This is a genomic window from Streptomyces sp. NPDC028308, from assembly GCF_055565855.1.
The window spans coordinates 155,775-177,575 of the sequence record NZ_JBVHTO010000017.1; the positions used below are offsets into that span (position 1 = coordinate 155,775).

Sequence of the window (21,801 nt, forward strand, 5' to 3'; positions counted from 1 at the left end):
TGCGGGCCGCGGAAGATCGGCGATCTGGGACGGCACCCTACCCGGCGGTACGCCGCCCAGAAACCCTCGAGCCCGCGGCCGTGAGACGGCGGCGGCGCCACAGCACCAGCGGAGCGGCGCCCGCGAGGCCGAGCGCCCCGGGAGCCACGGCGGCGCTCAGGTTCTGGTCGAAGGTGTCGGGAATCGGCAGGGTGGCCCAGCGGGTGGGGGGCCAGGCGATCACGATGGCGCGGCCGACCACGTTGCCCACCGGCACGAAGCCCTTGTTCTCGTCCTGCTGGTGGTAGCGGGAGTCCAGCGAGTTCTGGCGGTGGTCGCCCATGACCCAGATTTTGCCCTTGGGCACCTTCACCTTGAACTGGCCGCCCTGGTCGTCGACGCTGCACGGGGTGTTCCCGGCGAAGACGTACGCCTCCTCGTTCAGCGCCTTGCCGTTCACCTTGAGCGGGCCGCTGCCCTTGCACTCGACGGTGTCGCCGGCGACCCCGATGACCCGCTTGATCAGGTCCTTCTCCTCGGCCGAGGGCATCAGGCCGATCCAGCTGAGGGCCTTCTGCACGACGTTCGGGTTCGGCGTCGGCTCGCCCGCCAGCCAGTTGTCGGGGTCGTGGAAGACGACGACCTCGCCGCGCTCCGGCTCGGAGCCGAACCAGGGGGTCAGCTTGTCGACCAGGACCCGGTCGCCCTGCTGGAGGGTGTTCTGCATCGAGTCCGAGGGGATCGAGAACGCCTGCACCAGGAAGGTCTTGATCAGCAGCGCCAAAACCAGGGCGATGCCGATGAGGAGGGGGAGCTCCTTCCAGAAGGAGCGCTGCTTCCTGGGCCGGTCCTGCCCGTCGCTCCCGCCGTCCTGCGCGCGCGTGCCGCTGTCGTCCGCGGACTCACTCCCGGAGCCTGCGACGTCGTCTGCCGGGGAAGCCGCATCGCCGGGCCGCTCCGGTCGCTCCTCCGGGCCCTCGTGTCCGGATCGTGCGCCGACCGCCAAGTCCCCCACATCCACTCCTCAGTCCGTGCCGCCGCCCGCGTCGCATCCGGCGCAGGCCCACCACTCCCATAACGAGCGGGAGTTCCGCAGGGCTCGGGAGCGGGATCAATCCGTATCGATCCGCGGGAGCCACCCTATGCGAAGGGCCGAGAGCGGTGGTCGACCCAGTCGGCACGGAGGCATACGTGTCCGGTTCCTTCAGGCGGGTCCAGTGGCCGACGGGCCAGGCGATGACCATGGCCCGGCCGACGACCGACTTCTCGGAGACGGTGCCGCCGTATTTCTCGGTGCGGTGGTAGCGGGAGTCGGCCGAGTTGGCCCGGTGGTCGCCCATCACCCAGAGGCGGCCCTTCGGCACGGTGACCGAGAACGCGAACGAGGAGGGCTTGTTGTCGGGGTGGATGTACGGCTCGTCGAGCGGCATCCCGTTGACGGTCACCCGGCCCTGCTTGTCGCAGCACTTGACGGTGTCACCCCCGACCGCGACGACCCGCTTGATCAGGTCCTTGTCGTTGTCGGAGGGCAGCAGCCCGATGAAGGTGAGCCCTTCCTTGACCTGCTTGACGACGATCGGGTCGTCCTTCTTGGCGGTCTGCTCGCCTTCCAGCCAGTTGCCCGGGTCCTTGAAGACGACGACGTCACCGCGCTGGGGCTTGGAGCCGAACCAGGGCGTGAGCTTGTCGACGAGGACGCGGTCGCCGATCTGGATCGTGTTCTCCATGGAACCCGACGGGATCACGAACGCCTGCACCAGGAACGTCTTCAGGACCAGCGCTATGAGGACGGCCACGCCCACGAGGAGCGGGATCTCCTTGATGGCGGAGCGGCGCCTGCGCCGCTTGACCTTGCGGGCCAGTCTGCGTCGCTCGGCGCGGCCGGGGCGGGCGGCGCCGCCGGCCCGCCGGGAGCCGGTGGGCAGCAGGTTGTCGGCGGCGCTGCCGGGGGCGCCGCGGGGTTTCCCGCGGTTACCCATGGGCACCGTCCGTGGCGGGCACGCGCGCGTAGGCGCCGGGGCGCTCCAGCCGGGTCCAGTGGCCGGCGGGCCAGGCGATCCAGTCGGCCCGGCCGATGACGTCGCCGACCGGGATCATGCCGCCGCCCGGCGAGCCCAGGTGGTCGCGGGAGTCGCTGGAGTCGCCGCGGTGGTCGCCGAGCAGGAACAGGGTCCCGTCGGGCACCATGACGTCGAAGGGCACGTCGGACGGACGGTCCCCCGGAAAGAGGAACGCCGACTCGTCGACCGACCGGCCGTTCACCTCGACCCTCCCCTCCTTGTCGCAGCAGACCACGTGGTCGCCGCCCACCCCGACGACGCGCTTCACGTAGTCGGCGTCCCCGAAGTAACCGGTGCCGTCGAACACCACGACATCGCCCCGCCGCGGCTCGGCACCGAAACGGTACGCCAACTTATTTACGAGAACGCGGTCCCCGATCCTCAATCCCCGCTCCATGGAACCGCTCGGAATCTGGAACGGCTGCATCACGAAGGTGGCGAGGAGCAGCAGGAACAGCAGGCAGACGAGCAGGGTGAGGGTGATGCGGCCGCCCGGGAGCCGTCCCGCGATCCGGTCCGGCAACGCAGAACGCGACCGCCCCTCCCGGCCCTCCGTGTCCGAGATCTCCTCGGAATCACAAGGGCGGGAGGAGCGGTCGCGCTCCACAGGCTGTGCTTCGGTGTCCATCGAGGCCAGATGCTATCCGGCCGCTCCGTGACCCCGTGCGCGAGCTCAGTTGTCGCGCTTCTCCTTGATCTTCGCGGCCTTGCCGCGCAGCTCACGGAGGTAGTAGAGCTTGGCGCGACGCACGTCACCGCGGGTGACGAGCTCGATCTTCTCGACGATCGGGGTGTGCACCGGGAAGGTGCGCTCGACGCCGACGGAGAAGGAGACCTTGCGGACCGTGAAGGTCTCGCGGACACCGGCGCCCTGGCGGCGGATGACTACGCCCTTGAACTGCTGCACACGGGAGCGGTTGCCCTCGATGACGCGGACGTGGACGTTGACGGTGTCACCCGGGCGGAAGGCCGGGATGTCGGTGCGCAGCGAGGCGCTGTCGACGGTGTCGAGCAGGTGAGACATTTCGTCTGCTTTCTTCGTTGATGCCACAGGTCATCAACGGACGTTGATTTCCAGAAGGTGGGCCGCCGCGTCGGGGCGGGCGTCGTGTCCCCCTGTGGCAGGGGCGCGCGCCGGACGACGTACAGCAGCGGCCTATTCTTCCACGGCCGGGCGCCTGCGCCAAAATCGGCCCTGCGGCTCCCCGTCCGGGTCCGGTGACCAGCCCAGGATGGAGAGCATCTCCCGGTCCTTCTTGTCGAAGGCCGAGGGGGCGCAGCGCTCGATCAGGTCAGGCCGGTTCGCGGTCGTCCGGCGCAGTGCCTCGTCGCGCCGCCAGCGCGCGATGCGGCCGTGGTGACCGCTGACGAGCACGTCGGGGATGTCCCGGCCGCGCCACTCGGGCGGCTTGGTGTAGACGGGCCCCTCCAGGAGGTTGGCCATCGCCCCGGGCGCGAAGGAGTCGTCCCGGTGGGACTCCGCGTTGCCGAGGACGCCGGGCAGCAGCCGGGCGACGGCCTCCGTGACGACGAGGACGGCCGCCTCGCCGCCGGCGAGCACGTAGTCGCCGATGGAGACCTCGTAGACGGGCATGCGGGTCGCGTACTCGTCGATGACGCGGCGGTCGATGCCCTCGTAGCGGGCGGGCGTGAAGACCAGCCAGGGCCGCTCGGAGAGCTCGACGGCGAGTTCCTGGGTGAAGGGGCGCCCGCTGGGGGTGGGCACGACGAGGACGGGTCCGTGGGAGCCCGTCTCGTAGCCGTCGGCGAGGACGGAGTCCAGGGCGTCGCCCCAGGGTCCGGTCTTCATGACCATGCCGGGGCCGCCGCCGTACGGGGTGTCGTCGACGGTGTTGTGCCGGTCGTACGTCCACTCCCGCAGGTCGTGCACGTGCACGTTGAGCTGTCCCCGCGCGCGTGCCTTGCCGACGAGGGAGACGTTCAGGGGTTCCAGGTACTCGGGGAAGATCGTGACGACGTCGAGCCGCATCAGGCGTCTTTCCCGGTGGTGCCGTCCTCTTCGCCGGACGCGCTCTCCGGCTCAGGGGCGTCGCCGTCCTCGGAGGCGTCCCTGGCCGAGGCGATCTCGGCGCGGTCGTCGATGAGTCCCGGCGGCGGGTCGATGACGGCCCGCTGTTCGGCGAGGTCGATCTCGGTGACGATCTCCTCGACGAACGGGATCAGCACCTCGGTGCCGTCGGGCCGCTCCACGACGAACAGGTCCTGGGAGGGCAGGTGCGAGATCTCGGTGATCCGTCCGACCTCGGTGCCGTCCGCGGTGAAGACGTCCAGGTCCATGAGCTGGTGGTCGTAGTACTCGTCCGGGTCCTCGGGCTTCTCGTCCGGGTCGACCTCGGCGATGAGGAGGGTGTTGCGCAGCGCCTCGGCGGCGTTCCGGTCGCGTACGCCCTCGAAGCGCAGCAGCAGACGGCCGCTGTGCACACGGCCCGTCTCGATGGTCAGCGGACCGGTGGAGGCGGGGTCCGTGGCGAGGACGGCGCCGGGCGCCAGCCTGAGCTCCGGCTCGTCGGTGCGTACCTCGACGGTGACCTCGCCCTTGATGCCGTGGGCACGGCCGACGCGAGCGACTACCAGCTGCACTTCTTTCGATCTCCTGTCGTGTGCCTGCGGCCTGTGGTGCGTGTCTGTGGTCCGCCCGCGCGAGTACGGGGAGGCGTACCCGTCGTCCGCGTGCGGCGGATGGTGTGGGGCGCAGACGACTACGGGCCGGGGACGGCCGGATAGGCCTTCCCCGGCCCGAGCCGGTGCTGTCTGCTGATCAGCGGACGTGGTCCACGTCGACGAGGTCGACGCGGACACCGCGGCCGCCGATGGCGCCCACGACGGTGCGCAGAGCGCGCGCGGTGCGGCCGTTGCGACCGATCACCTTGCCGAGGTCGTCCGGGTGGACCCGGACCTCGAGCACGCGTCCGCGGCGCAGGTCACGCGAGGCGACCTGCACATCGTCGGGGTTGTCGACGATGCCCTTGACGAGGTGCTCGAGAGCCTCCTCGAGCATGCTCAGGCCTCGGTCGACTCAGACGAAGAGGACTCGGCCGCGGCGTCGTCCTTCTTCTCAGCCTTCTTCTTCTGGGTGATGGCCTCACCCTTGCCCTCGTCGTCGCCACCGAGGGCGTCGAACGACGGGCGGGTCGCCTTCGGCTCGGCCACGAGCAGCGGCGCCGGGGCGGGCTCGCCCTTGTACTTCTGCCAGTCGCCGGTCAGCTTGAGAATGGCGAGGACGGGCTCGGTCGGCTGCGCGCCGACACCCAGCCAGTACTGCGCACGCTCGGAGTCGACCTCGATGCGCGAGGGGTTCTGCACCGGGTGGTACAGGCCGATCTCCTCGATGGCCCGGCCGTCACGGCGGGTACGGGAGTCGGCGACGACGATGCGGTAGTGAGGCGAACGGATCTTGCCCAGACGCTTCAGCTTGATCTTGACTGCCACGGAAGTGGTGTCTCCTGGTCTTGACGTGGTTGGGCACGGCGAGATTGCCGCGTGGGGTTGCGGTACCCGAGTGCCCGATGGACGCGTCAGCCGGAGGAGAGAGGGGTCCTATGCGACTGTCGAGTACAGCTAGCCATTGTGCCACATCCCCGGGACCCGGCTTCACCCACGGCGACGCACCCCGCGCACACCGGACCGCGCCCCGGCCGGCGCACACCCGCCCGTGCCTCGGCCCGACCCGGCCGCCACGGTTGACCCGGCCGACGCGGACCTGACCGCGTCGCACCCGCCCCCCGTCGCACCGCGTCCCGCAGGCGACCCCGCGGCACACCTCGCCAGGCCCCGGACCAACCCGGAGCATTGCCCGCTCGTCCCGCGCCGCAGCTCCCGTCGCCGGAGCCGTGTCGCCCGCCCGCCGCGGGCAGCCCGGTGCCGGGACGGAACCGGCCCCGCCGTGCGACCCGGCACCCACGAGGTGCCGCCGCTCGCCGCTGGTAGCCGACCGCGACCCGGCGCTGCGAGGCGCTCCCGCGCCCGGCCGTACCGCCCCGTGCGGCACGCCAGCGCGGGACGCGGGGCTCAGCCCGCCGCCGCGCCCACGACCTCCGGGATCCGGAAGGGTTTGCCGCACCCCCCGCACACGATGGGGGCCTGCGCCAGGACCGACGGGACGACGCGGACGTTGCGCCCGCAGTCGCAGACCGCCTTGACCCGGACTCCTCCCCCGGACGAGCCGTGCCGGGCGGCCGGGCCCCGGAAACTGCGGGCCGTGTCCGCGGCGGTCGCCGCCGAGTGCGCCTTCAGGGCGCGCTGGAGCCGCTCGATGGTCGGGCGGTAGCGCCGCTTCGCTTCGGGGTTGAGCGTGACCAGCGAGAAGCCGCTGCTGGGATGCGGCTCCTCGGGGTGGTCCAGGCCCAGCTCCTCCGCGATGGCGAGGAATCTGCGGTTGTGGTACCGGCCGGCGCGCGAGGTGTCGCGGACTCCGCGTGCGGCGGCGATGCCGTGGACTGCCTCGTGAAGCAGTCGCTCGAAGGAGAGTTCGTGTCCGCAGGCGGACGACGACTCCCCGATCAGGGATTCGGGCGCGGCGAGATCCGGCAGCTCGGGGTGGTGCCGCTGAATGTCGGCCCACGCCCCTGCCAGCTCTGCGGCGAGAACAGGTGGTGTCGTGCTCACGTCGTGACAACGAGCCGAGGTGCCTCTGTGTTCCTATTCCGGGGCATCCCAAATAATTTGCACGTACCCGTCAGTTGCCGCTGATGCGTCCTGACGAGGGCGGGTGCGCTGATCTGCGGAGAAGCCTCACAGTTCGCCTCCAGCCGGTACGTAGCCACGCGTACGTCTCGGCCCGTACACGGGCTCCGTACGCCGGGGCACCCGACGTCATCAGATGCGCAAGGGGCCTTTCGGCCGCGCTCCGTGGCGGGCGGGAAGGCACGCGCCACGGGGGTGACGTTACCGGGTGCGCGGTCGGCGTCCGGCACCGACCCGTCCTCCGCCACCGCCCACCGTACGGTCACCGGGCGCCCGGCGAGCCGGACCTCGCCCTCTTCGCCCAGGTCGGTCCGTGGGATGCGGGCCGGCCGCCCGCCGCGACGGTGGACCCGTCCGCCGTGCGGGACTTTCGAGGAGCAGCGCCTGGTCCTCCTCCAGGACGGCCGGCACCGGTCCGGGGAACGTCGAGCGGGACCGGCGGTGTGGTGCCTGAACGGGGTGTCCGTGCGGTCGCCGACGTGGACGCGCACGCCCGGCGGCCGCAACCGGTCGCCGGTCTCGCGGACCTTGGCCGGAACCGCGTCGTCCTCCTTGACGGCGAGGACGACGCTCCGGACGGGGCGCGGCGCGGCGGCACCGGCGACCCGCTGTCATCGCCGTACGACACGATCAGGCCACCCGCCATGCGGGGTGAGGAGCCCCCGGTGGTGCGCAGGAGCCCGCGGCCGCATCGCCAAGTCGCCCACCCGGGACGGGAGAACGGGGCCTCCGCCATGCCGCGCAAGCCACGGCGGTGGCCCGCCGCGGCGTGGCCCAAACCTCGCGCGCACGTGGATCCGACGGAGTACGACGGCGTGTGCGGACGGTACGCAAGCAAAGGCCCGCAACCCCTGGACGCCGGGACGAGCGCGGAGTTATCTGGCATACGGGGGGAGTGCGAGCGCACTGCACGGGGGCCATGGAAACGGGGCACGGCGACAACTCTCGGCGGATTGGGGCGCTTTCGATGACACCTACGCTCGTGCGGCAGCAGCCGGCTCACGCGGGACACCCTCCTCGCGTCGATCGGTGTGCACGCGCGCGTGACTGGGCCGAGATCCAGGAGCGGATGCTGGTCCCGCTCTACGAGGCCGTCTACGAGCGACTCGAAGTGGGTGACGGGACGCGGCTGCTCGGCCTCGGCTGCGGGGCGGGCCTGGCGCTGCTGATGGCGGCGTCGCGGGGTGCCTCCGTCACCGGTGTGGACTCCTCGGCCGAACGGCTGGCGCTGGCGCGGGAACGGATGCTGCCGGAGACGAGGGGCACGCGTGCGCGTGGCGAGGCCCGGCTCGTCGAAGGGGGCCCGGCCGACCTGGGCGACGGGGACTCCCCCGCGTACACCGTGGTGACGGCGTTCGAGCCGATCGGCTGTGTGGCCGGGGACTCCGAAGGGCTCGGGGAACTGCTGGAGACGGCGGCGCCGCTCGCCGGGCACGGCGCGTCCGTCGTGCTGGCCGGCTGGGGTCCGCCGGAGCGGTGCACCACGTCCTCCGTGCTGCGGGTGGCCACCGAACTGGCCGAACCGCGGCCGCGCAGGAGCGGCTGGCGCCCCGCCCGGCGCGACGACCTGGAGGAGGTCGCCCAGCGGGCCGGGCTGCGGCCGGACGGATCGGGGCGGGTGGCCTGCCCCTTCGGGTACGCCGATGTGGGCAACGCGGTGCGGGGACTGGTGTCGACCGGGCTGTTCGACGCCGCGATCGCCGCGACCGACCGGGTGCAGGTCGACAAGGAGCTGACGGAGGCGCTCCATCCGCACCGCCGGAAGGACGGCACGGTGTGGATGACCAACGTCTTCCGCTATCTGATCGCCCGCGTCCCGTGAGGTGAGCGGACGGCCCGCGTGCCGCCCGGCCGGGCAGCCGCGGGTACGCCACCGGGGGCGCCCCTGTCGTGGGGCGCCCCCGGTGGCGTACGGCGGCCGTGCTGCGGAGTAGGACCGTCAGCCCATGAACTTCTTGAACTCGTCGGGCAGTTCGAAGTCCTGGGCCTGCTGCGGCAGACCGAAGGCGCCGCCGGGCTGGGGGCCGGCCTCGCGGCGCTGCGCCTCCTCCAGCTCCTGCTGCCTGCGCTTCATCGGGTTGCCGGAGCGCTGCTTGCCCTTGGCCTGCTTCTGCTTCTTCTTGGCGCGGCCGGGACCGCCGCCCATGCCCGGCATCCCGGGCATCCCCGGCATGCCGCCGCCCTGCGCCATGCGGGACATCATCTTGCGGGCCTCGAAGAACCGCTCGACCAGGTTCTTGACGGCGCTGACCTCGGTACCGGAACCCTTGGCGATACGGGCGCGGCGCGAGCCGTTGATGATCGTCGGCTCCTGGCGCTCGGCCGGCGTCATCGACTTGATGATCGCGGCCGTGCGGTCGACGTCACGCTCGTCCAGGTTGTTGATCTGGTCCTTGATCTGGCCCATGCCGGGAAGCATGCCGAGCAGCTTGGAGATGCTGCCCATCTTCCTGACCTGCTCCATCTGCGCCAGGAAGTCGTCGAGCGTGAAGTCCTGGCCCTTCTTGGACGCCAGCTTCGAGGCCATCTTCTCGGCCTCTTCCTGACTGAACGTCTTCTCCGCCTGCTCGATCAGGGTGAGCAGGTCACCCATGTCGAGGATGCGGGAGGCCATCCGGTCGGGGTGGAAGGCGTCGAAGTCGTCCAGCTTCTCGCCGTTCGACGCGAACATGATCGGCTTGCCGGTCACGGACGCGATCGACAGCGCGGCACCACCGCGGGCGTCGCCGTCGAGCTTGGACAGGACCACGCCGTCGAAGCCGACACCGTCGCGGAAGGACTCGGCGGTGTTGACCGCGTCCTGGCCGATCATGGCGTCGACGACGAAGAGGATCTCGTCGGGCGAGACCGCGTCGCGGATGTCCGCGGCCTGCTGCATCAGCTCCTGGTCGATGCCGAGGCGGCCGGCGGTGTCCACGATGACGATGTCGTGGACCTTCGTCTTCGCGAACTCGATGGAGTCCTTGGCGACCTTGACCGGGTCGCCGACGCCGTTGCCCGGCTCCGGGGCGTAGACCGCGACGCCGGCGCGCTCGGCGACGACGCTGAGCTGGTTGACCGCGTTCGGGCGCTGGAGGTCGGCGGCCACCAGGATCGGGGAGTGCCCCTGGTCCTTGAGCCACTTGCCGAGCTTTCCGGCGAGCGTGGTCTTACCGGCACCCTGGAGGCCCGCGAGCATGATCACGGTGGGCGGGTTCTTGGCGAAGCGCAGGCGCCGGGTCTCGCCGCCGAGGATCGTGACCAGCTCGTCGTTGACGATCTTGAGGACCTGCTGGGCGGGGTTCAGCGCCTTGGAGACCTCGGAGCCGAGGGCGCGCTCCTTGACGTTCTTGATGAAGGTCCGCACGACCGGCAGCGCCACGTCGGCTTCGAGGAGCGCGATACGGATCTCGCGTGCGGTGGCGTCGATGTCAGCTTCGGACAGCCGGCCCTTGCCCCGCAGGTTCTTGAACGTCGCTGAGAGGCGATCGGAGAGAGTATCGAACACGGCGCTCGTCTGTCCTCAGGGGTCGGGGGCGATGGGAATCGCCCTCCAGGGTATCCGGCCGGGCGCGGTGGGGTCTCCACCGCGTTCGTACGAGACTGTCTGCGCCATCGTACGAACGCGGCCGTACCCCCTCCGGGACGGCTCCGCGGGCCCGGTCCACTCCCCCGCGCGAACCCGCGGCACGCCCCGGTTCCCTAGGCGCGCAAGGTCTCCTCCAGGGCCCTGGCCACCGTGGCCGCCTCCTCGCCGGGCAGGGGCGTGCCCTCGGTGCCGGTGACGTAGAAGGCGTCCACGGCGTTGGCGCCCAGGGTGGACACGTGCATGCTGCGCACGCGTACGTTCGCCTTCTCCAGCGCCCGGCCGATGCGGTGCAGCAGGCCGGGGGCGTCGTGGGCGCGGACCTCGATGACCGTGGCGTGCCGGGAGGCGGCGGGGGCGACCGTGACCCGGGCGGGCGGCGCGACCGTCCCGCGGCGCCGCGGGTAGGCGGCGTCCCGCTCGGCGAGCCGGCCCGCGATGTCCAGGGAGCCCTCCAGGGCGCGGACGAGGTCGGCGCGCAGCCGGGCGGCCTGCGGCAGGGAGCCGTACTCGGCGGCGACCCGCCAGTTGAGCAGCAGGACGGAGCCCTGCACGGACTCGGACAGGTCCAGGGCCCGCAGCTCGGCGGTGCGGACGGTCAGCCGGTGCATGGCGAGGACACCGGCCACGGCGGGCAGCACCTCGGGCTGGTCGGGGACGGCGATGAGCAGTTCCACGCCGAGCGGTTCCGGGTCGCCGGAGGGTTCCTCCTCGGCCGGTGCCTCCGTCTGCGCGCGCAGGGCGAGGACGGGTCCGCCGGTGCGGAACGCCTCGATGGCGAGCCGCTCCTGCTCGGCGGTGGGCGCGGCGTCGTCCGGTTCCTCGGGGGCGTCCCCGGCGAGTACGGCGGCGACGCGTTTCACCAGGTCGGCGACGAGGGATCCGCGCCAGGACGACCATGCGGCCGGTCCGGTGGCCAGCGCGTCGGCCTCGGTGAGCGCGTGCAGCAGTTCGAGGGTGCCCTGCGAGCCGACGGCCTCGGCGACCGAGCGCACGGTGGCGGGGTCCTCCAGGTCGCGCCGGGTGGCGGTCTCGACGAGCAGCAGGTGGTGGCGGACCAGGGTGGCGAGGACGGCGACCTCGGCGCGGTCGAAGCCGATGCGGGCGGCGACGTCCTTGGCGATGATCTCGCCCGCCACCGAGTGGTCGCCGGGCCAGCCCTTGCCGATGTCGTGCAGCAGCGCGGCGACGAGCAGCAGGTCGGGGCGGCCGACGCGGCGGGTCAGTTCGGAGGCGCGGACGGCGGTCTCGATGAGGTGGCGGTCGACGGTCCAGATGTGGACGGCGTTGCGCTGCGGCCGGCAGCGCACCCGCTCCCAGTCGGGCAGCAGCCGGGTGATGAGTCCCTCGGCCTCCAGCGCCTCCCAGACCTCGATGGTCGGTCGGCCCGAACCGAGCAGGGTCACCAGCTGTTCGCGGGCCTCGGCCGGCCAGGGCGTCGGCAGCGGGCGGGCGACGGCGGCCATCCGGCGAACGGCGTGCAGGGAGAGCGGGAGTCCGGACTGGGCGGCCGCCGCGGCGGCGCGCAGCGGGAGCACGGGATCGCGCTCGGGCCGGGCGGCGCGGGCGAGGACGACCTCGCCGTCCTGTTCCACCACGCCCTCGGCGAGCGGGGAGCGCTCGGCGGTGGGCTTGGCGCCGCCGAGCATGGCGCGCAGGCGCGGCCGGACGGCCCGCGACCTGAGCACGCGGCCCACCTCGCGCCAGGTGACGTCGCTGGCGTACGAGACGACGCGCGCCGCCTCGTACACCTGGCGCAGCAGGGTGTCGGCGTCGAGCAGGCCGAGTTCGGCGGCGACCTGGTCCTGTTCCTGGAGGGCGAGGCGGTCGGTGGCGCGGCCGGTGGCGAGGTGCAGCGCGTCGCGTACGTCGAGGAGCCTGCGCCGGGCGTCGGCGAGCCCTTCGCGGGGGGCGTCGGCGAGCCAGGACGCGGCGACGGCGCGCAGGGCCGTGGCGTCCCTGAGCCCGCCGCGGGCCTCCTTGAGGTCCGGCTCCAGGAGGTACTGGAGTTCGCCCTGCCGTTCGGCGCGTTCGGCGCACAGCTCCTGGAGTTCGGGCAGGCGTTTGGGCGCCTGGTTGCGCCAGTCGGCGAGTACGGCCGTACGCAGTCCGGCGGTCAGGCCGAGGTCGCCGGCGAGGTGGCGGGCGTCGAGCAGGCCGAGCTGGACCTTGAGGTCCTCGCCCGCCGTCCTGCGGGCCTCGGCGGGCGTGCGCACGGAGTGGTCGAGGGCGAGGCCGAGGTCCCAGACCGGGTACCAGATGCGGTCGGCCAGGGCGGCGATCTCCTTGGCGTCCCCGCCGTCGTGCAGGAGCAGCAGGTCGAGGTCGCTGCGCGGGGAGAGCTCGCCGCGGCCGTAGCCGCCGACGGCGACGAGGGAGACACCGCGCAGCCCCGCGGCGCCGGCGTCGAACAGGCCGGTGAGCCAGTCGTCCGTCAGTTCGGCGAGGGCCGCACGGCGCGGCGGCCCGGACCGCGCCCCCTCCTGGAGGAGGCGCAGCCGGGCCGCCGCGTAGCCGCTGGGTCCCGAGTCCTCTGCATCCGTGCGCATGTCCGTACTCGTCACCCAGCGACTCCTGTCTTTCTTCGCTTCTACAGCGCGTCCGGGCCGCGCTCGCCGGTCCGGACGCGGACGGCGGTGTCGACCGGGACGGACCAGACCTTGCCGTCACCGATCTTGCCGGTGCGGGCGGCCTTCACGACGACGTCGATGAGCTGTTCGGCGTCGTCGTCCTCGACCAGCACCTCGATGCGGATCTTGGGGACCAGGTCGACGGTGTACTCGGCACCACGGTAGACCTCGGTGTGTCCCCGCTGCCGACCGTAGCCGCTGGCCTCGGTGACGGTGAGACCGTGCACGCCGAAGGCCTGGAGGGCCTCCTTGATCTCGTCGAGCCGGTGAGGCTTCACGACGGCGGTGATGAGCTTCATGCGTCCACCTTCTTGCTCGCGCTGTCCTGGACCGGGGCGGCCACGGCGGTCCGGTCCAGACCGCCGCCGGCGCCGCTGAAGTCGTATGCGGTCTCGGCGTGTTCGGCCTGGTCGATGCCGGCCACCTCCTCGTCGTCCGCGACGCGCATCCCGATGGTCTTGTCGATCAGGAAGGCGAGGATCGCGGAGACCACCAGGGAGTAGCCGAGGACGGCGAAGACACCGGCGCACTGCTTCCAGAACTGGTCGAGGCCGCCGCCGTAGAAGAGGCCCTGGACGTCGGACTGGCCGCCGCCGCTGGCGAAGAAGCCGATGAGCAGGGAGCCCACGACACCGCCGACGAGGTGGACACCGACGACGTCGAGCGAGTCGTCGTAGCCGAGCTTGTACTTGAGGCCGACGGCCATGGCGCACAGCACACCGGCGATGGCGCCGACGGCGATCGCGCCGAGCGGGGAGACCGCTCCGCCGGACGGGGTGATCGCGACCAGACCGGCGACCGCGCCGGAGGCGGCACCGAGGGTGGTGAACGCGCCGTGGCGGATCTTCTCGTAGGCCAGCCAGGCCAGCATCGCGGCGGCGGTGGCGACCTGCGTGTTGACGAACATCAGCGCGCCGACGCCGTCGTCGTTGCCGAGCCACGAGCCGGCGTTGAAGCCGAACCAGCCGAACCACAGCAGACCGGAGCCGAGCATGACCAGCGGCAGGCTGTGCGGGCGCATCGGGTCCTTCTTGAAGCCGACCCGCTTGCCGATGACGAGGATCACGCCGAGTGCCGCGGCGCCCGCGTTGATGTGGACCGCCGTACCGCCGGCGAAGTCGATGACGCCGAGCTCGAACGCCCAGCCGCCGGTGCCCCACACCCAGTGGGCGACGGGGAAGTACACGATCGTGACCCAGAGGGTGATGAACAGCGCCCAGGCGGTGAACTTCACGCGGTCCGCGAGGGCACCGCTGATCAGGGCGGGCGTGATGATCGCGAACATCAGCTGGAAGACGGCGAAGACGTAGACCGGGATGGTGTAGCCGTCCCACAGCTCGGTCAGGCCGATGCCGCTGAAGCCGACGTAGTCGGACGACCATCCGATGACGCTGCCGGAGTCGGTGCCGAAGGCGAGCGAGAAGCCGTAGAGCACCCACAGGATGGTGACGATCCCGAGGCTGATGAAGCTCATCATCAGCATGTTCAGGGTGCTCTTGACGCGGACCATGCCTCCGTAGAAGAAGGCCAGGCCCGGTGTCATGAGCATCACCAGGGCGGAACAGATGAGCATGAAGCCTGTGTTGGCGGACGACAGCTTCGGTGCGTCCGCCGCAAGCATGATGGCTGATGCCATCGGCGTCTCCTCGTCGTTGGTACGGCCCCGTGCGGGCGAAGCCTGAGCGGTATGAGGGGTGGGCCGGTTATGCGCCATGAGATTGACGCAGCGCGGTTTCCGTCGACGCCCCTCGATGTTTCGCCGCAGTGACGAAGGCACCTTGTGTGTTACGCGTCCATGAACTGCCTGATGCCGGGCCGGGCGATCGTTATCGTGGCGCAACCTTCTGTCGCGGGCAGTGGGCCGGCCGCGACCGGCCGTCCGATGACCTGGCATGGGGGAGCCGAGTCGGGCAGTTCGGGACGGCCGGCCGCGGCCGGGGTACGGGGCGGGGCCGCTCGCGCGGCCCGGGTCAGACCGCCGCCTCGACGGTCTCGGGCAGGTCGACGGCGAGCTGGTCGGTGAGGTCGATGATCTCGGCGAGCTCACCGAAATCGCGTACGGCCGTGTCGACGGTCTTCCGGATACGGGTGTTCACCCGCTCGGAACGCACCTTCTTGGCGCTCACCATCGCCTGCTTGGCCAGGACCGCACCCCGCTCGGGCTCGCGCTGGAGCAGGTGCACCGTCGCCAGGCCGATCAGGTTGAGTGCGTACGACCGCTGGTGCTCGGAGTCCTTGGCGAAGAGGTCGACTGCCCGCTGCATCAGCGGCTCGGCCAGCGAGGCGTAGGTGGGGCTGCGGCCGGCGACATAGGCGAGGTCGCGGTAGGAGTGCGAGTTCTCCCCGTACAGCTCGGCCTCGGAGAAGAAGCGGATCCAGTCGGGGTCCGGGTCGTCCCATTCGTGTATGTCGGCGAAGGTGTCCTCGGCCATCCTGACGGCCCGCTTGCACTTGCCGGGCTGCCCCATGTTGGCGTAGGCGCGGGCCTCCATCGCATACAGCATGGCCTGGGTGCGCGGGCTCGCGCAGTCGCGGCTTCCGTACTGCGCGAGATGGACGAGTTCGAGCGCGTCGTCGGGCCGCCCGAGGTGGATCATCTGGCGGCTCATGCTGGAGAGGATGTACGAGCCGAGGGGCTTGTCGCCGGCCTCCTTGGCCGCGTGCAGCGCGAGCACGAAGTACTTCTGCGCGGTCGGCTGGAGCCCCACGTCGTAGCTCATCCAGCCCGCCAGCTCGGCGAGTTCGGCCGCGACCTTGAACAGGCGCCTGTTCGTGGCCTCGGGCTGCGGCTCCTGGAGCAGGTCCGTCACCTCGTGCAGCTGGCCGACCACCGCCTTGCGGCGCAGGCCGCCGCCGCACTGGGCGTCCCACTGCCGGAACATCACGGTGGTCGATTCCAGCAGGTCCAGCTCGGGCTTGGACAGGCGGTTGCCGCGGCGCGCGGAGGCGGCCGGCTCGGGCTCGGGGCGCGGCGCCGTCGGACTGGGCACCAGCCAGCGCTGCATGGGCTCGATCAGGGTGGGTCCGGCGGCGAGGGCCAGTGAGCTGCCGAGGAAGCCGCGCCGCGCCAGCATCAGGTCGCTGCGCGAGAACTCGCTGATGAGCGCCACCGTCTGCGGGCCCGTCCAGGGCAGGTCGACCCCCGACACGGACGGTGACTGGTGGGCGGTGCGCAGGCCCAGGTCCTCGACGGCGACGACGCACCCGAACCGCTCCGAGAACAGCTCGGAGAGGATGCGCGGGATCGGCTCCCGGGGGTTCTCACCGTCCAGCCAGCGGCGTACGCGCGAGGTGTCGGTGGAGATGTGGCTGGCCCCCAACTGGCGTGCCCTGCGGTTGACTTGCCGGGCGAGCTCGCCCTTCGACCAGCCGCTGCGCACGAACCACGAGCCGAGCATGTCGTTGGGGCGCTTCTCAGCGTTCGTCGCGCCTCCGCCGTTGCCGCCCACTGGAACGCCCCCATCCCTCAGACCACTTGTACGCTGCGTGCGCCAAGCCCTATCAGAATGCCGGTAAACACCGCCGCGCGTCCGGCAGTTGTCACCCTTCGAACGGGAAGCCGAGTTGCCTCCGGCATACCCACGAGTGCGCGCATCCCCGGGGCTTGTGCACTCAAAGTAATCCTACGATCACCCGTCCAGCCATGGCGATCCCGGAAACGCCACCATTCGCCACCCCTTCGAATGAACTACCGGTGGCCTTCACGCGATTCACTTGACACAGGACGAGAAGTGCCGGGCGGAGGGGTGCATTCAGGGGCGCACGGAGACGAGCGCGCCACCCTGAGTACTTCCACGCGCTGCCTGGAACACGCGGAAGCCGGGAAGCAGCGAAACAGAGAGTCACAATCCGGATTCGCTTCGTAACCACCGGCGCGCTGGACCCGTTGGAGGGGGCATGGGCTTCACGATCGGCGGCACTCGCGGGATGCGCGAAATCCGGCCCGGCGCTCGGCGCCGCGGGCGCTCCTCGGAGTGCACCGCCGTGGCCGAGTTCACCGGACTCTGGGGCTGGGACGTGGTGCCCGGCGCCCGCGCCGCGGCCGGCGTCTGCTCCTGCGGCAAGGCGGACTGCCCCGCCCCCGGAGCGCACCCCCTGGACTTCGCCCCGGTGATCCCGGCGGGCGCCACCCTCGACGAGGTCTCCGACATCTGGGGCGAGTTCCCCGGCGCCGCCGTGATGCTGAAGGCGGGGCGCGCCTTCGACGTGATCGAGGTCGCCGAGGCGGCCGGGCGCCGCGCCCTCGCCCGGCTCGAACGGATGGGGCTCCCCCTCGGGCCCGTGACGGCCTCCCCCGACGGCCGCGCCCACTTCTTCGTCGCCCCGGGCGCCGCCGCCGAACTGCCCCGGTTGCTCTACCGCATGGGCTGGGACGACGCGGACCTCGACCTGCACGGCCTCGGCCCCGGTACGTACGTCACCGCCCCGCCCTCCGACCGCGGGGGCCTCGGCCCGGTCCGCTGGCTGCGCCCGCCCGCGCTGGACTCGGCGACCCGGCCGCCACAGGCAAGGCTGCTCCTGGGGACCCTGGCGTACGTGGCCCACCGCTCACGCGTCTAGGACCGCACAGCGAAGCGCCCGTCCCCCACCGCAGCCTGGGGACGGGCGCTTCTCCGCGCACCTGCCGAGGCGGGTGCGTCCTGTCCACCCGCCGGTCTCAGCGGGTGGTCACTCTCCGATAAGGGCGTCAACGAACGCCTCCGGCTCGAACGGCGCCAGGTCGTCCGCGCCCTCGCCGAGGCCCACCAGCTTGACCGGCACGCCCAGCTCGCGCTGGACGGCGATGACGATGCCGCCCTTGGCGGTGCCGTCGAGCTTGGTCAGCACGATGCCCGTGATGTCCACGACCTCCGCGAAGACCCGGGCCTGCACGAGACCGTTCTGCCCGGTCGTCGCGTCGAGGACGAGCAGCACCTCGTCGAGCGGCGCGTGCTTCTCGACGACGCGCTTGACCTTGCCGAGCTCGTCCATGAGGCCGGTCTTGGTGTGCAGACGCCCGGCGGTGTCGATGAGGACGACGTCGGCGCCGGTCTCGATGCCCTCCTTGACCGAGTCGAAGGCCACGGAGGCGGGGTCGCCGCCCTCGGGACCGCGCACGGTGCGGGCGCCGACGCGCTCGCCCCAGGTCTGGAGCTGGTCGGCGGCGGCGGCACGGAAGGTGTCGGCCGCGCCCAGCACCACGTTCCTGCCGTCGGCGACGAGCACCCGGGCGAGCTTGCCGGTGGTGGTGGTCTTGCCGGTGCCGTTCACCCCGACGACCATCACGATGCCCGGGGTGTCCAGGTTCGAGTCGGTCTTGACCGCGCGGTCGAACTCGGGGACGAGGAGCGTGAGCAGCTCCTCGCGCAGCAGGCCGCGGAGCTCCTCGGGCGTGCGCGTGCCGAGCACCTTCACGCGCTCACGCAGCCGCTCGACCAGCTCCTGCGTGGGCTGCACGCCGACGTCGGCGGTGAGCAGGGTGTCCTCGATCTCCTCCCAGGTGTCCTCGTCGAGGTGCTCGCGCGCGAGGAGCGTGAGCAGCCCCTTGCCCAGCGCGTTCTGCGAGCGGGAGAGCCGGGCACGCAGCCGCACGAGGCGTCCGGCGGTCGGCTCCGGGATCTCGATCGGGGGTGCGACCGTCGGGGGCTCCTCGACGGCGACGGGCGCCGAGGCCGAGCGGTCCGGAAGGTCCACCTCCTCGATGGTTCTGCGCGACTCGTCGCGCGGTGTCTCGGCCTCGTCGCCGACGTGCGGTTCGGCCGGAGGGGCGGTGATGTCGGGCGTGGAGGGCGGCGGCGGGGGCAGCTGCTTGCGCTTGCGGCTGCCGACGACGAGCCCGCCGAGCGCGCCGATCACGACCACGGCGATGACTACAGCAAGGATGACGGTTTCCATAACCTCCTCAGTATCGGCCATGGCCCTCCGGGGAGCCCAGCCTGTGACGCCCGCCCGGGCGCCGGGCCCCGCGGCGTCCCGCCAGCCGGTGCCGTGCCGGGCCGCCGATCGGGGCCGCCGGTCCCGGTGCCCGGCTCCCCCGCCGTCCCGGGCGCGCCGCCGCCCCGGCGGCCGGGAGGACCCGGGCCGACGCGTACGGGTGCGAGGCGCGGCGCGGCGAGAAACAGACACGAGTGCCGTGGCGGGTACGCGAGCGGCGACGCGCACCCCTGGCCGTCTGACGCCCCGTCAGCTAACGTCCCCCTGCACCGGCACCCCGCCCGCCCGGCGAAGGGGGACTTCTCCATGCCCGTCACGGTCGTACGCTTCAACCTCGTCGAGCCAGACGCCACGCCCGCGTCGCTGAGCGCCCGATACCGGGCGGCGGTCGAGATGGCCGCGTATGCCGACGACCGCGGGATCAGCACCGTGCAGACCGAGGAACACCACGGCGTCGCCAACAACTGGCTGCCCTCCCCGTTCACCTTCGCGGGGGCGGTGCTCGGCGCGACGCGGCGCCTCGCGGTCACCGTCTCGGCGGTGATCGGCCCGCTGCACGATCCGCTGCGGCTCGCCGAGGACATCGCCGTACTGGACCTGCTGAGCGGCGGCCGTCTGGTGACGGTGGCCGGCATCGGCTACCGGCCCGAGGAGTACGCCCTCTTCGACGTGGACTGGAAGCGGCGCGGCGCCCTCCAGGACGAGCTCCTGGAGACGGTGCTGAAGGCGTGGACCGGCGAGGAGTTCACGTACCGGGGCCGTACGGTTCGGGTCACCCCGCGGCCGTACTCCGACCCGCATCCCCTGTTGCTGGTCGGCGGTTCCTCGAAGGCGGCGGCGCGACGGGCCGCCCGGCTGGGGCTGCCGTTCTTCCCGAGCGCGCACCTGCCGGAGCTGGAGGCGTACTACAAGGACCGGCTGGCCGAGTACGGCACCGAGGGCTGGACCATGATGCCGTCCGCCGTGACACCCCTGCTGCACATCGCCGAGGACCCGGACCAGGTGTGGGCGGAGTACGGCGAGCACTTCCTGCACGAGGCGCGGACGTACGCCTCCTGGCAGTCCGGCGGCATCCGCTCGGCGGTGAAGTCGGGGGCGACGACCGTCGAGGAGCTGCGCGGGGAGGGCGTGTACCGGATCCTCACGCCCGACGAGTGCGTGGCGCAGCGGCTGGACACCCACGTGCTGCACCCGCTGTCGGGCGGGATGCCCGTGGACGAGGGCTGGCGCAGCCTGCACCTGTTCTGCGAGAACGTACTGCCCCGGCTCACTGACCTCGCGGTCTGAGCCGGGGCGGTACGCCTTCACGGATACGGGGAGAGGGGCAGCGGGGACTTGGCCACTCCCCCCGAGACTCGGGGCGGTCAGCCCATCTCCTCCAGGGCCTTGCCCTTGGTCTCCTTCACGAACTTGAGCACGAAGGGGATGGAGAGCGCGGCGAAGATCGTGTAGATCACGTAGGTCGCGGAGAGGTTCCAGTCGGCCAGCGACGGGAAGCTCGCGGTGATGGCCCAGTTGGCGATCCACTGCGCGGAGGCGGCGACGCCGAGCGCGGCGGCGCGGATCCGGTTCGGGAACATCTCGCCGAGGAAGACCCAGACGACGACACCCCAGGAGAGGGCGAAGAAGAGCACGAAGACGTGGGCGGCGATCAGGGCGACCCAGCCCTGGGTGGCCGGCAGCTTGCCGTCGACCAGGTCGAACGAGAAGGCCCAGGCCTCCAGGGCGAGACCGACGACCATACCGGCGGAACCGATGAGCGCGAGGGGCCTGCGGCCGACCCGGTCCACGAAGATCATGGCGATCACGGTGCCGATGATGTTGATGATCGACGTCGTGAACGAGTAGAAGAACGACTGCGAGGGGTCGACGCCGACGGACTGCCACAGCGTGGAGGAGTAGTAGAACGCCACGTTGATGCCGACGAACTGCTGGAAGACCGAGAGGCCGATACCGATCCAGACGATCGGCAGGAAGAAGAACTTGCCGCCGAGCAGGTCCTTGAAGGTCGACTTGTGCTCGCGCTTCATGGCGAGCTCGATCTCGGCGACGCGGGCGTCCAGGTCGACGTCCTTGCCCTCCACCTCGGCGAGCACCTCGCGGGCGCGGGCGTCCTTGCCGGCGGAGATCAGGTAGCGCGGCGACTCGGGGATCGCGAAGGACAGCAGGCCGTAGAGGACGGCGGGCACGACCATCACGCCGAGCATGACCTGCCAGGCCTCCAGGCCGAGCAGCTCACCGCGCTGGTCGCCGTCGGCGGCGTTCAGGATGCCCCAGTTGACCAGCTGGGAGATCGCGATGCCGATGACGATCGCGGCCTGCTGGAAGGAGCCGAGCCGTCCGCGGTAGGCGGCGGGCGCGACCTCGGCGATGTAGGCCGGGCCGATCACGGAGGCCATGCCGATGGCGAAGCCGCCGACCACGCGCCAGAAGGCCAGGTCCCACAGGGCGAAGGGCAGCGCGGACCCGATGGCGCTGACGGTGAACAGCACGGCGGAGATCTGCATGCAGCGGATGCGGCCGATGCGGTCCGCGATGCGGCCCGCGGTCGCGGCGCCGATGGCACAGCCGATCAGCGCGATGGCGATGACCTGGGCCAGGGCCGCGGAGCCGACGTCGTAGCGGCTGCGGATAGCCTCGACGGCGCCGTTGATGACAGCACTGTCGTAGCCGAACAGGAAGCCGCCCATCGCGGCCGCCGCCGCGATGAAGATGACGTGCCCGAGATGATCGGGGTGAGCCGTCCTGGCTCCTGACGCCTGCGCTGTGCTGGTCACGTGAACTCCTCGGGCCACCGGCCTCACTGCCGGGGGTGGGGGCGAGCCCTTCAGTGGTCCTACCAGTGGCGCACACCTTCGCGCCGCCCACCACCTGAAGGTAAAAACAACGTTGCAGAGCCTATGCCTTCAAGTTTCGAAGTCAATAGTCGCTTGCTGTGAATTTTTTCCCT

At 71.5% G+C, this 21,801-nt stretch carries 19 protein-coding genes and 1 pseudogene; 3 read left to right on the forward strand and 17 right to left on the reverse strand.

Annotated features, from left to right (window positions below):
• Positions 1–37 precede the first annotated feature (37 nt).
• The 10 genes and pseudogenes from lepB (ACZ4VA_RS35000) to ACZ4VA_RS35045 all read right to left on the reverse strand — a co-directional run.
• Positions 38–994 (reverse strand): signal peptidase I, encoded by a 957-nt coding sequence (gene lepB / locus ACZ4VA_RS35000; RefSeq protein ID WP_468083985.1) that lies wholly within the window; start codon positions 992–994, stop codon positions 38–40.
• On the reverse strand, positions 882–1,958 hold the full coding sequence (lepB, locus tag ACZ4VA_RS35005) for a signal peptidase I (RefSeq protein ID WP_356171968.1): 1,077 nt from the start codon (positions 1,956–1,958) through the stop codon (positions 882–884). The genes lepB (ACZ4VA_RS35000) and lepB (ACZ4VA_RS35005) overlap by 113 nt, the downstream gene beginning before the upstream one ends.
• Positions 1,951–2,667: a signal peptidase I gene (gene lepB, locus ACZ4VA_RS35010; protein WP_355791164.1), complete on the reverse strand. Its 717-nt coding sequence runs from the start codon at positions 2,665–2,667 to the stop codon at positions 1,951–1,953. The genes lepB (ACZ4VA_RS35005) and lepB (ACZ4VA_RS35010) overlap by 8 nt, the downstream gene beginning before the upstream one ends.
• Positions 2,668–2,712: 45 nt before the next feature.
• Entirely contained in the window at positions 2,713–3,063 is a 351-nt protein-coding gene (gene rplS, locus ACZ4VA_RS35015; RefSeq protein WP_007384968.1) for a 50S ribosomal protein L19, read from the reverse strand.
• Between the two features lie 132 nt (positions 3,064–3,195).
• A complete protein-coding gene (gene trmD, locus ACZ4VA_RS35020; RefSeq protein WP_355791161.1) occupies positions 3,196–4,029 on the reverse strand; it encodes a tRNA (guanosine(37)-N1)-methyltransferase TrmD in 834 nt (277 codons plus the stop codon).
• Positions 4,029–4,640 carry a ribosome maturation factor RimM gene (gene rimM, locus ACZ4VA_RS35025; protein ID WP_355791158.1) on the reverse strand — a complete coding sequence of 204 codons (612 nt, stop codon included), beginning with the start codon at positions 4,638–4,640 and terminating at the stop codon, positions 4,029–4,031. Before rimM ends, trmD begins: the two co-directional genes overlap by 1 nt.
• 178 nt (positions 4,641–4,818) lie before the next feature.
• The gene (locus tag ACZ4VA_RS35030; RefSeq protein WP_005479813.1) at positions 4,819–5,058 is read right to left on the reverse strand and encodes an RNA-binding protein; all 240 of its coding nucleotides are present in this window, start codon (positions 5,056–5,058) and stop codon (positions 4,819–4,821) included.
• A gap of 2 nt (positions 5,059–5,060) precedes the next feature.
• A complete protein-coding gene (gene rpsP, locus ACZ4VA_RS35035) occupies positions 5,061–5,489 on the reverse strand; it encodes a 30S ribosomal protein S16 (protein ID WP_355791155.1) in 429 nt (142 codons plus the stop codon).
• A 579-nt stretch (positions 5,490–6,068) separates the two neighbouring features.
• Positions 6,069–6,665, reverse strand: a complete 597-nt coding sequence (locus ACZ4VA_RS35040; protein WP_351544937.1) for a hypothetical protein — start codon at positions 6,663–6,665, stop codon at positions 6,069–6,071.
• Between the two features lie 254 nt (positions 6,666–6,919).
• Positions 6,920–7,318: pseudogene (locus tag ACZ4VA_RS35045) on the reverse strand (proline--tRNA ligase); the annotation flags it as partial.
• 392 nt (positions 7,319–7,710) lie between these two features.
• On the opposite strand from ACZ4VA_RS35045, the gene ACZ4VA_RS35050 reads away from it, so the two are divergent.
• Positions 7,711–8,565, forward strand: coding sequence for a methyltransferase domain-containing protein (locus tag ACZ4VA_RS35050; RefSeq protein ID WP_355792968.1), 855 nt, complete (start codon positions 7,711–7,713; stop codon positions 8,563–8,565).
• Positions 8,566–8,682: 117 nt separating this feature from the next.
• On the opposite strand, the gene ffh is transcribed toward ACZ4VA_RS35050, so the two are convergent.
• The 5 genes from ffh to nsdA all read right to left on the reverse strand — a co-directional run bounded on the left by ffh (position 8,683) and on the right by nsdA (position 16,387).
• Entirely contained in the window at positions 8,683–10,230 is a 1,548-nt protein-coding gene (gene ffh / locus ACZ4VA_RS35055) for a signal recognition particle protein (RefSeq protein WP_355792966.1), read from the reverse strand.
• A 194-nt stretch (positions 10,231–10,424) separates the two neighbouring features.
• Positions 10,425–12,872 carry a [protein-PII] uridylyltransferase gene (locus ACZ4VA_RS35060; protein WP_356171956.1) on the reverse strand — a complete coding sequence of 816 codons (2,448 nt, stop codon included), beginning with the start codon at positions 12,870–12,872 and terminating at the stop codon, positions 10,425–10,427.
• Between the two features lie 26 nt (positions 12,873–12,898).
• Positions 12,899–13,237 (reverse strand): P-II family nitrogen regulator, encoded by a 339-nt coding sequence (locus ACZ4VA_RS35065; protein ID WP_142192909.1) that lies wholly within the window; start codon positions 13,235–13,237, stop codon positions 12,899–12,901.
• Entirely contained in the window at positions 13,234–14,574 is a 1,341-nt protein-coding gene (locus tag ACZ4VA_RS35070; RefSeq protein WP_355790016.1) for an ammonium transporter, read from the reverse strand. The genes ACZ4VA_RS35065 and ACZ4VA_RS35070 overlap by 4 nt, the downstream gene beginning before the upstream one ends.
• A gap of 334 nt (positions 14,575–14,908) precedes the next feature.
• Entirely contained in the window at positions 14,909–16,387 is a 1,479-nt protein-coding gene (gene nsdA / locus ACZ4VA_RS35075) for a transcriptional repressor NsdA (RefSeq protein ID WP_356171952.1), read from the reverse strand.
• 448 nt (positions 16,388–16,835) lie between these two features.
• On the opposite strand from nsdA, the gene ACZ4VA_RS35080 reads away from it, so the two are divergent.
• Positions 16,836–17,498 carry a bifunctional DNA primase/polymerase gene (locus ACZ4VA_RS35080; protein ID WP_355793679.1) on the forward strand — a complete coding sequence of 221 codons (663 nt, stop codon included), beginning with the start codon at positions 16,836–16,838 and terminating at the stop codon, positions 17,496–17,498.
• A 108-nt stretch (positions 17,499–17,606) separates the two neighbouring features.
• Here ACZ4VA_RS35080 and ftsY read toward each other — a convergent pair whose 3' ends face one another.
• On the reverse strand, positions 17,607–18,812 hold the full coding sequence (ftsY, locus tag ACZ4VA_RS35085) for a signal recognition particle-docking protein FtsY (RefSeq protein WP_356171949.1): 1,206 nt from the start codon (positions 18,810–18,812) through the stop codon (positions 17,607–17,609).
• 345 nt (positions 18,813–19,157) lie between these two features.
• Here ftsY and ACZ4VA_RS35090 point away from each other — a divergent pair, with 345 nt between their 5' ends.
• Complete coding sequence (locus ACZ4VA_RS35090) at positions 19,158–20,138, forward strand: LLM class flavin-dependent oxidoreductase (RefSeq protein WP_356171947.1); 981 nt, start codon at positions 19,158–19,160, stop codon at positions 20,136–20,138.
• A gap of 77 nt (positions 20,139–20,215) precedes the next feature.
• On the opposite strand, the gene ACZ4VA_RS35095 is transcribed toward ACZ4VA_RS35090, so the two are convergent.
• Positions 20,216–21,628: a sugar porter family MFS transporter gene (locus ACZ4VA_RS35095; RefSeq protein ID WP_356171944.1), complete on the reverse strand. Its 1,413-nt coding sequence runs from the start codon at positions 21,626–21,628 to the stop codon at positions 20,216–20,218.
• Positions 21,629–21,801 lie beyond the last annotated feature (173 nt).